Origin of the sequence: Bacteroides sp. AM16-24, from assembly GCF_003471885.1 — a bacterium.
In the GTDB taxonomy this organism is placed as follows: domain Bacteria; phylum Bacteroidota; class Bacteroidia; order Bacteroidales; family Bacteroidaceae; genus Bacteroides.
Map to the genome: position 1 here is coordinate 1 of NZ_QRKI01000016.1, position 14,523 is coordinate 14,523.

17 protein-coding genes and 1 pseudogene are annotated in these 14,523 nt (G+C 45.3%); 3 read left to right on the plus strand and 15 right to left on the minus strand.

Features of this window, described 5'->3' with window-relative positions; genetic code table 11:
• Positions 1–151: 151 nt before the first annotated feature.
• The 10 genes and pseudogenes from DW182_RS16785 to DW182_RS16830 form a co-directional block, all read right to left on the minus strand.
• Positions 152–871: a hypothetical protein gene (locus DW182_RS16785; protein ID WP_118296253.1), complete on the minus strand. Its 720-nt coding sequence runs from the start codon at positions 869–871 to the stop codon at positions 152–154.
• A 4-nt stretch (positions 872–875) separates the two neighbouring features.
• Positions 876–1,796, minus strand: a complete 921-nt coding sequence (locus DW182_RS16790; RefSeq protein ID WP_118296254.1) for a relaxase/mobilization nuclease domain-containing protein — start codon at positions 1,794–1,796, stop codon at positions 876–878.
• Positions 1,762–2,145 carry a MobC family plasmid mobilization relaxosome protein gene (locus DW182_RS16795; protein WP_024987964.1) on the minus strand — a complete coding sequence of 128 codons (384 nt, stop codon included), beginning with the start codon at positions 2,143–2,145 and terminating at the stop codon, positions 1,762–1,764. The genes DW182_RS16790 and DW182_RS16795 overlap by 35 nt, the downstream gene beginning before the upstream one ends.
• Before the next feature lie 145 nt (positions 2,146–2,290).
• Positions 2,291–3,256, minus strand: a complete 966-nt coding sequence (locus DW182_RS16800; RefSeq protein WP_118296255.1) for a toprim domain-containing protein — start codon at positions 3,254–3,256, stop codon at positions 2,291–2,293.
• A gap of 162 nt (positions 3,257–3,418) precedes the next feature.
• Positions 3,419–4,492, minus strand: coding sequence for an AAA family ATPase (locus DW182_RS16805; RefSeq protein ID WP_007656440.1), 1,074 nt, complete (start codon positions 4,490–4,492; stop codon positions 3,419–3,421).
• Complete coding sequence (locus tag DW182_RS16810; protein WP_005856071.1) at positions 4,482–4,835, minus strand: helix-turn-helix domain-containing protein; 354 nt, start codon at positions 4,833–4,835, stop codon at positions 4,482–4,484. Before DW182_RS16810 ends, DW182_RS16805 begins: the two co-directional genes overlap by 11 nt.
• 252 nt (positions 4,836–5,087) lie before the next feature.
• Positions 5,088–5,492 carry a hypothetical protein gene (locus tag DW182_RS16815; protein WP_007656427.1) on the minus strand — a complete coding sequence of 135 codons (405 nt, stop codon included), beginning with the start codon at positions 5,490–5,492 and terminating at the stop codon, positions 5,088–5,090.
• Between the two features lie 3 nt (positions 5,493–5,495).
• Complete coding sequence (locus DW182_RS16820) at positions 5,496–6,725, minus strand: site-specific integrase (protein ID WP_007656426.1); 1,230 nt, start codon at positions 6,723–6,725, stop codon at positions 5,496–5,498.
• Between the two features lie 173 nt (positions 6,726–6,898).
• Positions 6,899–7,099: pseudogene (locus tag DW182_RS16825) on the minus strand (hypothetical protein); the annotation flags it as partial.
• 85 nt (positions 7,100–7,184) lie between these two features.
• Positions 7,185–8,009, minus strand: a complete 825-nt coding sequence (locus DW182_RS16830) for an alpha/beta hydrolase (protein ID WP_118296256.1) — start codon at positions 8,007–8,009, stop codon at positions 7,185–7,187.
• Positions 8,010–8,133: 124 nt separating this feature from the next.
• Between DW182_RS16830 and DW182_RS16835 the strand changes: the two genes are divergently transcribed.
• The gene (locus DW182_RS16835; protein ID WP_118296257.1) at positions 8,134–8,532 is read left to right on the plus strand and encodes a hypothetical protein; all 399 of its coding nucleotides are present in this window, start codon (positions 8,134–8,136) and stop codon (positions 8,530–8,532) included.
• A 127-nt stretch (positions 8,533–8,659) separates the two neighbouring features.
• Here the strand turns inward: DW182_RS16835 and DW182_RS16840 are convergent, their stop codons facing one another.
• The gene (locus DW182_RS16840; protein ID WP_118296315.1) at positions 8,660–9,364 is read right to left on the minus strand and encodes a SprT family zinc-dependent metalloprotease; all 705 of its coding nucleotides are present in this window, start codon (positions 9,362–9,364) and stop codon (positions 8,660–8,662) included.
• Between the two features lie 27 nt (positions 9,365–9,391).
• On the opposite strand from DW182_RS16840, the gene DW182_RS22180 reads away from it, so the two are divergent.
• Together DW182_RS22180 and DW182_RS16845 are read left to right on the plus strand one after the other, a co-directional pair.
• Positions 9,392–9,562 carry a hypothetical protein gene (locus tag DW182_RS22180; protein ID WP_158580814.1) on the plus strand — a complete coding sequence of 57 codons (171 nt, stop codon included), beginning with the start codon at positions 9,392–9,394 and terminating at the stop codon, positions 9,560–9,562.
• A 96-nt stretch (positions 9,563–9,658) separates the two neighbouring features.
• Positions 9,659–10,522, plus strand: a complete 864-nt coding sequence (locus DW182_RS16845) for a head GIN domain-containing protein (RefSeq protein WP_199678607.1) — start codon at positions 9,659–9,661, stop codon at positions 10,520–10,522.
• Positions 10,523–10,800: 278 nt separating this feature from the next.
• On the opposite strand, the gene DW182_RS16850 is transcribed toward DW182_RS16845, so the two are convergent.
• The 4 genes from DW182_RS16850 to speA form a co-directional block, all read right to left on the minus strand.
• Positions 10,801–11,283, minus strand: coding sequence for a hypothetical protein (locus tag DW182_RS16850; protein WP_118296259.1), 483 nt, complete (start codon positions 11,281–11,283; stop codon positions 10,801–10,803).
• Entirely contained in the window at positions 11,273–11,782 is a 510-nt protein-coding gene (locus tag DW182_RS16855) for an RNA polymerase sigma factor (RefSeq protein ID WP_118296260.1), read from the minus strand. Before DW182_RS16855 ends, DW182_RS16850 begins: the two co-directional genes overlap by 11 nt.
• A 61-nt stretch (positions 11,783–11,843) precedes the next feature.
• Positions 11,844–12,617 carry an acetylglutamate kinase gene (argB, locus tag DW182_RS16860; RefSeq protein WP_118296261.1) on the minus strand — a complete coding sequence of 258 codons (774 nt, stop codon included), beginning with the start codon at positions 12,615–12,617 and terminating at the stop codon, positions 11,844–11,846.
• A 4-nt stretch (positions 12,618–12,621) separates the two neighbouring features.
• On the minus strand, positions 12,622–14,514 hold the full coding sequence (speA, locus tag DW182_RS16865; protein ID WP_118296262.1) for a biosynthetic arginine decarboxylase: 1,893 nt from the start codon (positions 14,512–14,514) through the stop codon (positions 12,622–12,624).
• Positions 14,515–14,523: the final 9 nt, after the last annotated feature.

A 14,523-nucleotide genomic window follows, 5' to 3' on the forward strand; every position in this document is an offset into this window, starting at 1 on the left:
CAAATATACAAGAAGGGCGTTCTCTTTTTTGTGGAGACTATGAATTATTCAGGATAGAAAAAGTGCAGTACACCACGAAGATGCACTGCACTTTTCTCCACATATTGTGCGGGCTTTAACATTTACAGTTTGTATCCTTTGTTTTCCCGGTTTATGGCTTACCCAGTCGGTTGGCTTCCTTTTTCAACCGCTCGGCTTGTTCATTGAGCAGCCTTGCACGTTCCAACGCTTCCGCCTGCTTCCTGCTGCGGAATTCAAAATCCGTCACCGAATCAGTCAGGTTTTGGATGAAAGCGTTATCCCGTTCCCTACTAAAATTCGTTTCCAGCAAATCAAGGCAGCCCCCGTCCGCTTCCCCTTTCATCAGAATGTAGCGGTATTTCATATCGTTGTCCTGCAACTGCTGCATTCGTCCAGCCAAACGGACATTCAGGAACAAAGAAACGAAACAGACAACCAGCCCTGCCAAAAAAACAAAAAGTTTCGGGCGTAACAAACCGCTTATCCTCCGGGACAACGATGCAGGTTCGGTTTCCGCTTTTTCTGTTGTGTGTTCCTTATGGTAAGAATCCAACACATCCAGCATTTCTTTCAGACAACGATAGGTAGCCGTTACAAATTTTCTCACTTCTCCTATGGATTGCTGCTGCTCCTGTTCCGTATTCTTTATGTCGGCAAGTTGGCTTTGGATAGCCTGCAATTCCTTTTCGGGAACAGCCGGATTATTGTGCAGTTCCGACAATGCCTGTTCGATTGCGTTCAGCCTTTCGATAGTTTCTTCCCGACTGGCTGGCGTTACCTGTGCTTCCTGCTTCTCTTTCAATTCCGTAACCATTGAGAGAAGCCCCTCTAAAATCAAATTTTCCTCCATGTATTTACAATTTAAGTTGTTTTTTCTTTTTCTTCTTCTTTCTCAAATTAAAATTAGGTTCTTCATCCACTGGGGGAGAAGAAGCGGAAAATAGACCGGGCGAACCAGTTATCAACGGACTGTCAGCCTTTCCCTGCGTTGGCAATGGCTCCCGAACGGATGTAAAAGCTGCCTGCCGCTGATTTCCGATTGTATTCAGTCCTGCATCCCCGAAACACTTATCCAGTTTGGAGAAACTGAAATTACGGTCTATCTCCGAACCCTTGAACGTGTATTCGCCTTTGGAAAAGGAAACACCTTGTATCTCGCTTGTCTGCCCCTTGTACTTGAACCGGACAGTAATACCCTTTTCCGCTAACCGCTCCTGTAACTGCCGCCAGTTCTTGGACTTCCCGATTTCGTTCTTTACAGCCGTGTAAATCTCGTATTTCGACTTGTCCGGCTCTTTCAATCGGTGCTGCTTCACCTGCTCTTTTCCACCAGCAAAATAAAGCCCGTGTTTGGTTTTCAGCTTCTTGCAGACCTGCTCGTTACGGTACATGTCGTTCCTGTCCGAAATGGTCTTGCCGTTGTTGCCTATACGGTTGAATACGATATGTACATGTGGGTGTTCCCGGTCTTTATGGCGCACGATGATATACTGCGTATCGGTGATTTTCATTTCACGCATATACTCCTGCGCAAGCCGTACCATCTTCTCGTCTGTCAATTTGGGTGCATCCACTGCCGAATAACTTAACGCAATATGTCCGACAGGCTTCTTCAAATCGGGATTCATCCCGGTCTGCATACAGAAGCTGCGGATTATATCGCCCCGGCTTTCAGTCAGAACCCCGTCCGCATGAAGCAAAACCGCCTGCTCCTTACCAAGCACATAGTTCACACAGCCCTTAAAACCGCTTCCCTTTTTTATTTTTCCAATCATCCGACAAGTGGTTTATGATTTCAATAATCCTGTTTTTGAGCTTCACCAGTTCCACCGCCACCAGTGCGAAACCTCCGGCATTCGCCCGATGCGCCAACTGGTTGATGTTGTTGGCTTCCCCTGCCAGTTTGCGGATGGTGTCCGCATCCTGCCTGTTCAACCGGGGTATGACCTCTGCCGAAACAACCGCCTGCCTTACATACTCACTGACACGCAACCCGGCTTCCCCGGCTCGCTTCCTGATGGCGTAATACTGCAACTCGGTCAGTTTTGTACTGACAACCCGTTGCTGCTTCTCTATCCGTTTCTTTGCCGGACGTCCCCCCGGCTTGTCCTTTATATTCGTCATGGTTTTTTACGTTTGAATGGTGTCTTAAAAATTGCGACCAACGGGAGAAATTTTCTTTGCGGTGAGCAAAGAAAGGTGGTTTCGGTTTACCGAAACATAACCTTGCTCTCCAAATAAACCGCCAGCCGTTGATAGTCCTGCCGGATTAAATGCCCCTGCCTCTCTTTTGTCTTGGGGCGGCACGTTGTCCGGTTTCCTGCTTCGTTTCCTGCACTTGGCTGGCTTCGTTTTTCTGTTCCTGCTTCCTGCCGCACAGATAATCGTTCAAGTCCGAATATCCCCTGTAATTGTGCGAGAAGTCACGCACACGGTAGGAGTATTCCAATTCGATAGCCCGTGTCGCTTCATATCCAGCCTTGTCATTGTCAAGCATACAGTGGATGCGTTCATACGGGTACAGCACGTCAATGGCTTTCGGCACGTTGACAGTCGAATTAAGAATGACATAGTCCTGTCTGTCAAGGTCGGGCATGGTCGGGCAGTTCTTCATCCGGAGCGTGAGGAAAGAAAGATAGTCCATAAACCCCTCGAATACCAGACACTTCTCTCTCGGCTCTCCCTGCTGCCGTATATGGGTGATGTCTTTCGGGGCAATGCAGCCTTTGAAAAAGGAATTGCGAACATCGTAACCTCCTGCCATGTTCGGGAAACCGATAGCAAAGAACGGTCTGCCGTTATTGGTAAAATGGAGTTCCTTACATTCTCTTTTTGCCAGTTCGACATTGATACCCCGTCCCTGCAAATAACGGAGCAATGCCGGATGGGTAAGGTCACGGACTTCCAAATGCTGGAAGCTCGGTTCTGTCCTACGCTGGGGAAAAGAAAAACTGACCGGACGGACGTGCGGTGTCTGTTCCGCTATCCGGTTTAAAAGGTATGGCAAGCTGTCTGAACAATAGAGTTCCTTTGCCAGTGCGATGATGTTGCCGCCCTTGCCTGCGCCAAAGTCATACCAAAGGTTGCGGTCAGTGTTCACCTTGAAAGACGGTTCGTGTTCCTCCCTTAACGGTGATTTGTACCATAAACCGTTACCCTGCTGCTTGACAGGAGAGTAACCTAAACTGTGCAGATAGTCTGCGATGGGTATTTGTTTCACATCTTCGATGTTCATAACATTTTCTTTTTGGGGATTAAAAAATAGTTGAAAAGTGCGCCAGTCCTGTTTAGTCCGTTATATATACACCCGTACCATACTAAACCTGCCTGTTCCGATACTGGGAAATAGTAAGTCCGTTCCTCTTGTATATACACCCGGACTAAACCAAACTGACTTTTAATAATGGAAATCGGGATTATAGCGGTAGCCCTTGCCCTCTTTCACAATCATGCGCTTGTTCACAAGAAACTTGTTAAGCGACACAAGAACATTGCGTCCACGCTCGTAACCGATACTCGCATAACCCTGTTTCAATGCCGCTATGACATTGGAATAGCCTTGTACCACCTGCTTGCCGAAACCGTTCTCCAACGCTTCCCGGTGTTGCTGTTCAGTCAGTTCCGTAAGCGAAAAGTTCCTGTCCTGCTTAGGTTGTTGGAATACATAATCATCCACGATTTCGGGTAAAGCGTTGTCATTGATACGGAATGCGAACGGGTCAAATTCCCGGTCACGTATGTGCATCGCCTTTACCTCGCTTATGTTGCCGTCCTGCTGGCTTTTCGTGATTTGCAGGACGGTTTCAGCCTTGTTGTTCAGTTCCGTACCGATATGCCCCCTTGTGTTGTCATCCCCCTTGTTCAAATGCAGCACGGTGTGGATATGCAGGTTATACCCACTTGACCAGCGCATCAAGAGGTTGATTAGGTCGGTTGATTCGCTGGGGCTGTTGATGTCGTACATCAAGTCACGGATTCCGTCAATGATGAGCAACCCCACATCGGGCATATTTTCAAGCATATAGCCGATAATCTGTTTCCGCTTGTCGGGGGTCTGCTCTCTTAGCACGATGAAAACAAAATCGTCCCTGTCCTTGTCGGTAGGCAGTCCGGCAAGTCGCAAAATACGCTCCATGACCTTATGGCAATGGTATTTGCTCTGCTCGGTATCTACATAGAGGATTTTCCGTTTGTTCGGTGGCAGGTATGCCGAATACTTCAGTACCTCGTCATTCTTCAACGCTGCCGCAACAATGGCGGAAATATTGAATGTCTTTTTGCTCTTGGCTTTACCCGTGGATGCGCTGAAATTACCCAGCGTGCCAATGGTAGAGCCGTTCACCCAGAGTATTTCGGGCGGCACTTCGTAAGTGTCCGTCACCTTTAAATGAATGGTTTTCCAAAGGGCTGCGAAATCCTCTTTCTGCATGGTAACACCCTGCCCGGCTTCTTCTTTCCTCTTATTTTCCATAGTTACGGATTTTCCGGTTTGCGCTCTTGGCGATGGCGAGTGCCGCCTCGTCCTTGTCGTTCACCCTTTTTGCAAGGTTTTCCGCCCACGTGAGAAGCTCTTTCCGTGAGAAAAGTAATTTGTTCCCGTATTTGCGGAACGGCACTTCCTTTTTTGCGGTCAGCTTGTAGAGCCGTGCCTTTGAAATCAGAAAACCGTGTCGTTCCAGCACCTCTACCGCCACATCGGGCGTGAGGTTGTCGGGTTCGTTCCTCGGCTGGGTGAATCCTGCCAATGACTGGGAAACGGTTTCGCTCACGATAGCCCGGAGTTCTTCGGGCGTTGTCAGAATAATGTTCGTCATATTTTCTTCCTTTTTTAGTTATTACTTGGCTACCGTCATAGCCGTTGCAACCGGTTGATGCCGCAAAGGAAGAATAAAAGAAACCGATTATTCAATTACTAATCACTTGACACAGACCGGACAACTTGGGACAATGCAGGACATCCGGCAAGATTGGAGCGGGATAAAAAAAGGGACAAACGATGTATTGGTGATTTTGTCCTTCCAACACACCGTTTGTCCTATGTATGTTAAGTGATTATGCGAATGCCGCTATTTCACATCCTTTAACCTTTCAAGTTGGGAAACGACTTCTTTTATTACGAAATATTTGTTTCCCGACAGCCCTATGTCCGAACGGGATATGAAACCGAGTTCCTCCCACCGGGCTACGGTCTGCCTGCTCACGCCCGCCATTTTCGCCAATGTCTTTTGGTCTATCAGTTCCCTGCCCTCGAATACGGGGTACTTGTATTTACGGGTGGCATGGCTGAACCTTATTTTCTCTATCGCCTTGTCCACGTCTTTAACAGTAGGGGGAATATATGATTTCACTTGCAGTACGGCTTCTTCTATTTCGTAGCCTGCGTATTCGGGATTCTGCGCCAGTTCCTCGTAAATGGCACTGAAACATTCAAGGTGTCTAATCTTCACCGTCTTGGTTTTCTTGTTCGGCATGGCTCAATCGAATTTGGTTAATAACTGCGCATTCCTTATCCGCTCCTCCTGCTCGAAACTGGCGAGGTAGTTCTCCGTGATGGCAAGGCTTGAATGCCCCAAACTCTCGGATATGTAAGCGATGTTCGTTCCGCTGCGTTTTAAGACAGTCGCATAGGAATGCCGGGCGGAATAGGTCGTGAAACGGGGGACACCGACAGCTTGGGCTATTTTAGCCAAAGCGATGTTGCAACGGTGCGTTACCCGTCTGACAATATTGGAAATGACAAATTCGTCCTCCGTTTCTCTGGCGTACTTGAACAGGAAAGTATCGGGTTTCCCATCGTCAGGGTTTCCCCACCGTTTTATAATATCCCGCATTTCGGGAGTGAGTACCGCCCTTATTTCCCGTATATGGTTGGACGTGTGCGATGTCTTGGAGCGTACAAAGCAGATTTCACCGTCCACGATGTTCCCATACCGCAAGAAAAGCATATCCCTGAAATTGATACCGTTGCACAGGTAGGAGAAAAACCAAAAATCCCGGTACTTCTCAACGGTCTTGCTGCCCTTGTATGTCACGACTTTTTTTATCTGTTCCATCGTCAAGGCTAACTTTCGGCTGTTGCCGCTCGGAATCTCGTACTTCCCCCTGCCGAACGGGTATTGGGCTTCTTTTAAAATCCCGTTGCGTCTTGCGTCATTCACCACGCATTTAAGGGCTTTCATATAGAAATTTATGGTGGTGACGGTCTTGCCCTCGTTCCGCAGGAACTTGTCAAGGCGTGACAGCCAGTCCGCAGAAACCGCAGAGAACGGCACGCTGCCGCCTGCGAACCGTTCTATGCTTTTCAACGTGCTGCGGTAGTTATAATAGGAATTTACCTGCCCGTTGAGTTTGAATGCGTCTATTTTCCCCTGTATGGCTGTGTTAAGGGTTGTACCCGTACACCTGCCCAACCTCATGCTGAGCGCATCGAAACAGAAGTCCCCACGTTCCGCAAGGGCTTCCACTTGGCTTTTTATGATGGAGAAACTGTTTTCCACGCTTGCCCGTATCTCAATCAGTCTGCGGCTCTTGCTTTCGGCAAGGATTTCCCAGTCCTCTTTGGACAATTCCTTTCCGGTGGAATAATATTTCTGCTTGCGGTTGTGTATCACTTGTATCTTGACAGGGAACAGACCGCTTTTCTTCGCCCTACGTGCATCCAGTACCGATAGTACGGATATGCCATCTTTTGAATACTTGAACATAGGCTGCCTTGTTTATTGTTATACGTCTATTTTGTACATACGATTTGCATACAAAAATAGAGATTATCGGAAAAAACAGCAAATCAAAAGCCAAATCATTTTCCTAATAATCTCTAAATATCAGTTATTTATATACAAACTCAAACAATATAAAAATGGTAAAAATATAGGGTATTATTACGTTTGGTAATGACGTCAATGGTAAGTTCCGTCATTTGGCCAATCTTCTCTTCAAGGGTCATCCTCTTAAGCAGTGCCTCCACCTTTTTCTCAATATTCTCGTCTCTTGAAATAGCGGGCACTACCGTGGTTTGCGCCATAGCAGTTGACACCAGCCCGGAGAGGGCTACAGATAAGATCAATTTTGGACTCATGGTTTTGTTTTTTATTTAAATAATATCGGGACAAATTCCGTCAGATAAATACGCCATTTCTTATCGTAAGATAGTTTTATCTTACTTATTTCTGGCCTGCCATGCTTCGGCAATAGTCACGGATATAGTTTATAATCAGGAAACAAGCCGGTTCAAGCATTGTGCCGTGATTGAATCCCTGCAGTTCGTACAAAGCAGCCTTCTTGTTTCCGATATTCTTTAGCACCGAAGCAAGCAATGCATTTTCTTCCCAACGATCCGCCATTTCCAAGTTACGATCACCGGTAATCAGTATTACAGGAGGGGTATCTTTGCGTACACGGTTCACAGGAGCATACTCATCAATAACAGGAATACCATTCGGCAATCCCCGTTCTTTGCGAATAGTGAAATGAGTTACAGTCTGCCCGCTAAGAGGAAGATAAGCGGCTACTTTATCGGCATCCGCACCATAAGCTTCCATATACTTTTTATCCATAGCCAGCATTAATGAAAGATAACCTCCTGCCGAATGACCGGAAACAAATATCTTATCTCTACTACCACCGAATTTTTCTATATGGCTGAATGTCCACGCCACAGCCGCTGCAGCATCTTCAATATAAGCAGGATTTTTGGCTTTGGGACTCAAACGATAATTCACCGCTACTACAGCAAAGCCTCTATCCATCAATTCTTGTGGAATATGCTTACCGCCACCTTCCAACCCGCCACCATGAAACCATACAATGGTAGGGAAGTCTTTCTTGTCCACCGGATAGTAGACATCCAGTTTACAACGTTCTTTTCGATAAGCATCCGTTTCCTCACCGGAAACATAAGAAAGGTCTTTATCCGTTTTATACACTCCCTGCGCATGCAGGGCAAATATACAGAATAATAGCAACAGGAGAGTCACTTTCCTTTTCATGGTATCTTCATTTAAAGTTTTGCAACTGCAATATTAGGCAAATTATCTCAGAAAGTTACTCTTCAGATACTGAAATATAGCATTTATTCGTTACATTTGTACCTTTCTTAAAACTTCAAACTTTATGGCACATCGTCTGAATACTAACAAACAGTTTATGGTAGGCAACGGCATCCTGGCTTTTGCTGTTATTTTCGTAGTCGTCATCTTCGTTTACATGAGTCTGCGTCTGGATAAAAAGAAAGATGAAGACCGGAATTTCATTGAAACATATACCATTACATTAACGAAAGGATTTGTAGGAGATTCCTTATCACTAATGATTAATGACAGCGTACTGGTGAACAAAAAAATAACAGAAGAACCATTCAGCATTGATGTGAAACGTTTTGCTGAACAGAGCGCACTGTTTATTGTGGATAATAAAACCGAAAAACTTTCCTTGTTCGAACTAAGCGAAAGAGGGGGAACCTATCGTTTTGAGAAAGAAAATGAGGAAGTAAAACAGTTGTCACAGAAATAGGAAAACTATACCCACTGTATTACTAAGTCTCACCGGCCTCTCATCCACTCCCCACCTTCTCCCTGTTCTATAGCAAGGAGGAGGTAAGGAGTAAGTAAGGAGTAGGTAGGGAGTAGGTAAGACGATCCTATATTTCTGTGCGGTATTGTTTCAGCTCTTTCCGCAATGCCTGGGCTTTTCCTTCCGTCAGTTCGTCGAGAAGTGCCCAGAAACACTCTCCATGGTTCATTTCGCGAGTATGAGACAATTCATGTAAGAGCACATAGTCTATCAAGTGCTTCGGAAGTAAGACCAGATAGAAAGAAAGATTTATGTTACGCCGCGCCGAGCAGCTGCCCCAACGTCCACTGCTGGAATTGATCTTCACACTTTGATAAGGCAGGTTATGCTTTTGCGAAAGCATATACAGACGGGGTGGAAGAATAATCTTCGCATTACGCCGCAAGGCTTCTTCAATGACTTTACGCAACCATGCCTGTAATCCTTCATCCGAGAAATCGGCTCCCGGAGGACAAATGATCTGCATCTCGCCCAGTTCGGAACGCGAAAGAAAACGTTCACGCTGTCCGCTTACAAGATTTAGCTTGAAGAACTCCGTATCTATCCGGAAGTTCAAGTCTATCAAAGGACGGGTACGCTTTTTACGGGCTATCCGCAAACGGGGACGCAACTGTTCTATTGCACTCTTCACCTCTTTCATCGTAGTTCCGGGCGGAACGGTTACATAGACGGCATCTTCCCGCGTACGGAAAGTCAGGCGCCGGGCACGGGTATTCACCTTAATAAGGAAACGCCCAAGTTCATTATCTTCCAATACATTTTCCAAAACAATAAAATCTCCCAATGAATAAACAGACAAATGAACGAAATATCATCCGAATATACAAGTGATCGGGCAACCAAAAACGGACAAGTGTCCGAAAATGAACACATGCTTCAAAAGAATACACTCTATGTATCAGCACTTTATAGGTTTGGCATGAATATTGACTTATATAACATGACTGGACGTTCACTAAAAAGTTTCTGAAAAAAGAGAAAGAAACATGCAACTTTTTTTAAGTAACTCACGTCTAATAGGTAAACAGAAATAATATATATGAATAATTATAAAACTAAAAAAGTTATGAGAAAGTTAGCAAGTCTTATCACATGTATCTGTTTAATCTTCAGTACAACAGCGTGTTCACAAAGCAAGAACTACAGTTCCGGTAACTGGAGCAATAAGAAAGTAGTAGCCAGCAATAATTATGTAACCAAGGACATCAAGGTAGACAACTTCAAGAAAATCAGTGTAGCCGGCAGTCCGGATGTTACGTTTACCCAAAAATCGGGACGTCCTGGAGTAGAAGTCTACACTTCGGACAACATTATAGACTTACTGGATATCAAGGTAAAGGATAACACCTTATATATCGGTTTCAAGAAGAACGTCAATGTATCTTATAAAAAATTGGATGTACGCGTATCCGCTGAAATGTTGAATGGCATTTCGGTTGCAGGTTCAGGTGATATTTTCCTAAAGAATGGTCTTCAGACCGATGATAACCTGACAATCAATGTTGCAGGTTCGGGAGACATCAAAGGTAGTGGCATTAAATGTAATGATATGAAGGTATCCGTAGCCGGTTCAGGCGATATCAATGTAAATAACATCACTTGCAACAATCTGAAAGTTTCTGTTGCCGGATCGGGTGACATGGTATTGAAGAATGTAACTGCCGCAGGCACGGAAGCAAGCATTGCCGGATCAGGTTCGGCTACCATTACCGGAACTACTCAAACCGCTTCTTACAGTGTAGCAGGTTCGGGTGACCTCTTCACAGAAAGCTATGAAGCCCAGCGCGTTTCCGCCAGTGTATCAGGTTCGGGCAATATTAAATGTTTTGCTACCGAATTCCTGAAAGTACGCACCAGCGGTAGCGGCAAGGTAGGTTACAAAGGCAATCCTGAATTGGATTACCCGAAGAAGAGCTTGTACAAACTTTAAAATTCTCTCTTACAACTACTATAGGAAAAAGTTTTTTCTAACACACTAAACGCAAGGGTTTCCGTGAGGAAGCCCTTCGTTGTTTTTGTACGACCGTGATGAGCTTGCAAATAAAAGGGACGCTGCATCTCGCGGCGTCCCATCTATCTTAGTTAGTTTTTATAAGAATTTGAGAGAATTGAAACTTCACAGCCTCAATTTGTTGTTTTAATAAAGCACACTAACTATATTTATGTTTAAAGCAAATGAAAATGTTATTTTAAAAGCAAATGAAAACGTTACTTTTTCAGTTCCACCTTCTTGTCTACCCGTTGCAGACTATCCAGAATCTGTTGTTCATGGGTAATCGTCACGTCTCCCGAGAGAGCTACCGAAGGTGCGGTAATTTGTTTGCCTATCGTATCGACTGCGGCCACTTCTTTTATATCACTATAGAATGAATGTTGCATCACATTCCCTAATGAAAGTACCACTGCCACTACTGCGGCGGCCTTGAACAGTGGAACGAAACGTGCGGTAAGCGTCAGGCGTTTCGCCTTTACCACCGGAGTCTCCACTTCTGCAAGCACACGGGCATCGAAATCTGCTCCCAATCCCACTTCCTGTTGCAGTTGCTGATATACGAACAAGTCTTTGTAACGAAGCAAATGCTCTGGAACGTCGCTTCCATTAAAAAAAGCACGCAACTGCGCTTCTTCCTCAAGGGAAGTCTCACACTGCCAGTAACGTTCCAAAAGTTGTTCTATATATTTACAGTCCATAACCATCTATATCTAAATACCGTTGTTTCACTTTTTGCCTCGCCCTGAAGAGGTTCACTTTTACCTGTTCCTCCGTCAAATGCAGGACGACCGCAATTTCTTTATAACTCTTACCCTCTATATCCCGAAGCTGCATAATCAGCCTTTGTTTATCGGGAAGCTCATTGACCAGACGATGGATAAGGGTCATTTGCTCTTTATCCACCAGATGATCATAAGGGTTGGATGCTCCGGAGGCCTGATCCATTTCAGGTGTCAGTTCCACGGTCTGAGCGTCTTTTCTTTCGCTACGGTCTATCGCCAGGTTCTTTGCCACTGTCAAGCAATAGGCCTCGATAGAACCGAATTGCGTCCACTCATCACGTTTGTTCCAGACTCTTATCAGTGTTTCCTGCACAACGTCTTCTGCCTCTGCTCTGTCGAAAGTAATCCGGAGAGCCAACCGAAAGAGCTTGTCTTTCAGAGGAAGAATGTCATTCCGAAAACTGATTTCTTGCATCTCTATTAATAATGACGGTTAAGTATATGGAAAGTTACAGCTGCTCACTACTTTTTTTGAATTATTTTTTGATGCGGGTTCCGCTATTCTCGTTAATTGCTGACACTAAGGTAATTACCACTTCTGTTACTCCCGCATTCAAAGCTTCAAAAGAATTCTCCAGCTTGGGTATCATGCCTCCTTGAATAACACCGTCCGCTACGTATTGTTTGAATTGAGCAGGAGTGATCTGGGGTATCACGCTATCGTCATCGTTCTCGTCACGAAGCACCCCCTTCTTCTCAAAACAGAACACCAATGTCACATCAAACAAAGCAGCAAGGGCTTTTGCAGTCTCTCCTGCAATCGTATCGGCATTCGTATTCAGCAGGTTGCCTGCACCGTCGTGCGTCAGCGGAGCCATTACGGGAACTACTCCTTTATGGATCAAATCACCCAAAAACTCTGCATTCACTTGCTTTACATCACCCACAAAGCCATAGTCAACGTCTTTCACCGGGCGTTTCACGGAACGGATAACATCCATATCCGCGCCTGTCAATCCCAGTGCATTGACACCACGCGCCTGAAGTCCGGCTACAATATTCTTGTTCACCAGTCCGCCGTACACCATCGTCACTACTTTCAGTGTTTCGGCATCCGTGATACGACGCCCGTTTACCATCTGGCTTTCAATGCCCAGTTGGGCAGCCAATTTTGTGGCCGAACGGCCACCTCCGTGTACCAAGACTTTGTAGCCCTCAATAGCTGCAAAGTCATCCAACAACTTATGGAGGGTAGCTTCTTCCTCCACGATTTTGCCACCCACCTTTATTACTGTTAGTTTTTCTCTCATATTCTTATTCCAAATAAGTATATCCGTACAGACCGGAACGATAATTGGAAAGGAATTCTTTACCTTCCTCCAATGAAATGCGTCCCTCTTTTACTGATTGAGTCACCCAAGTCTCCAGTGTACGCACCAGTTTCTTAGGACTATATTGAACATAGTCAAGCACTTCCGCTACAGTTTCGCCATCAATCACCTGTTCGATGGTATATCCTTTCTCATTAACAGATACATGCACAGCATTCGTATCACCGAAAAGATTATGCATATCACCCAGAATCTCCTGATAGGCACCTACCAGGAACACACCCATATAATAAGGTTCCTTACTCTTTAAAGAATGAGTGGGCAGATAGTGTGCCACATTCTTAGTCGAGATAAAGTTAGCGATCTTTCCATCCGAATCACAAGTGATGTCCTGCAAAGTTGCCGCACGGTCAGGACGTTCGTCCAGGCGCTGAATGGGCATAATTGGGAATATCTGGTCAATAGCCCAAGAATCCGGCAAGGACTGGAACAGTGAGAAGTTACAGAAATATTTATCCGCCAACAATTTCGGCAGTCCGCGAAGTTCATCGGGAGCATGCTTCAACCCGCCTGCAATCTGGTTCACCTCGCGCATAACAGACCAGTAAAGACGCTCAATCTGTGCACGTGTTTTCAAATCCACGATTCCATGACTGAACAAGTCGAGCGCTTCTTCACGGATTTGCTGTGCATCGTGCCAGGCTTCCAGCATTCTATTTTGATTCAATGTGTCCCAAATACCATAAAGTTCCTGCACCAATTCATGGTCTTCCTCAGTTACTTCCTCCTCATCATCCCATTCGGGCAAAGTGGTGGTTTCCAGCACTTCAAAAATAAGTACGGAATGATGGGCAGTCAGTGCACGCCCACTTTCCGTAATAATATTGGGATGGGGAATATCATTCTTATCACTGGCATCTACTAAAGTGGAAATAGAATCATTCACATATTCCTGAATGGAATAATTGACGCTGCTTTCGCTGCTGGACGAGCGTGTTCCATCGTAATCTACGCCCAAACCTCCACCGATATCAACGAATTCGACTTTGAACCCCATAGCGTGAAGCTGCACATAGAATTGGGATGCTTCGCGCAAGGCTGTCTTAATGCGACGAATTTTTGTAACCTGGCTTCCGATATGGAAATGTATCAATTTTAGACAATCTTTCAGTCCTTTTGACTCCAAAAAGTCGAGTGCTTCGAGCAGTTCACTGGAACTGAGTCCAAATTTGCTTGCATCACCGCCAGAATCTTCCCACTTGCCACTTCCTGAAGAAGCCAACTTAATACGAATGCCGATATTAGGCATAACATTCAACTGCTTCGCCATCTTGGCTATCAGCTTTAGCTCGTTCATTTTTTCTACTACAAGAAAGATACGCTTTCCCATCTTCTGGGCAAGCAAAGCCAACTCTATATAGCTCTCATCCTTATAGCCGTTGCAGATAATCAACGAGTCAGAATCTGAGTTTATCGCAATCACAGCATGAAGTTCAGGCTTCGACCCGGCTTCCAGCCCGAGATTGAATTTCTTTCCATGGCTGATAATCTCCTCAACCACAGGGCGCATCTGATTAACCTTAATAGGATAGATGATAAAGTTCTGCGCTTTATAGCCGTATTCCTCAGCGGCCTGTCTAAAACACGAAGAAGTCTTCTCAATCCGATTGTCCAGAATATCGGGAAAACGTATCAGCATAGGAGCCGCTACGTCTCGCAATTGCAACTCATCCACCAATTCTTTCAAATCGACGCCGACACCGTTTTTACGAGGTGTCACCACTACATGACCTTTGTCATTGATACCAAAGTACGAAGTGCCCCAACCTGTAATGTTATAAAGCTCTTCTGAATCTTCAATACGCCATTTTCTCATTTTTTGTAA